This is a genomic window from Pseudomonas sp. EL_65y_Pfl2_R96, assembly GCF_963970905.1.
Lineage (GTDB): Bacteria > Pseudomonadota > Gammaproteobacteria > Pseudomonadales > Pseudomonadaceae > Aquipseudomonas.
This window is the reverse complement of record NZ_CAXAQH010000364.1, coordinates 1-446: the sequence shown is the minus strand read 5'-3', so window position 1 is coordinate 446 and position 446 is coordinate 1. Positions and strand designations below refer to the sequence as shown.

1 protein-coding gene is annotated in these 446 nt (G+C 61.7%); it reads left to right on the top strand.

The window, feature by feature from the left end:
* Positions 1-446 (top strand): MFS transporter (locus AACY49_RS31065; protein WP_339528154.1); only part of this gene is annotated, 446 nt, incomplete at both ends.

Here is a 446-nt window from a genome sequence, read left to right as displayed (position 1 = left end):
ACGGGTGCGCGCATCGCTCGGTGGCGCCGCGTTGCCGTTACCGCTGCGTATACCGCGCACTGTGACGCCCCCGGGCGACTTCTTTTCGGCGCTCAAGCAGATCTGGTCGCCACAGTATCGCCAGCGCACAACGATGATCTGGAGTGTGTGGTTCTTCGCGCTGCTGGGTTTTTATGGCCTGACGTCCTGGCTCAGCGCATTGCTGCAACAGTCTGGTTTCGCCGTGACGCAGTCGGTGTATTACACGGTGCTGATTTCCCTGGGCGGGATTCCCGGTTTCCTGATGGCGGCGTGGCTGGTGGAACGCTGGGGACGTAAACCGGTGTGCATCGTCACGCTGCTCGGCGGGGGGGTAATGGCGTTTCTGTATGGGCAGAGCGCGGTGTTCGGCGGCAATGTGGCGCTGCTGATCAGCACAGGGTTGCTGATGCAGTTCTTCCTGTTTG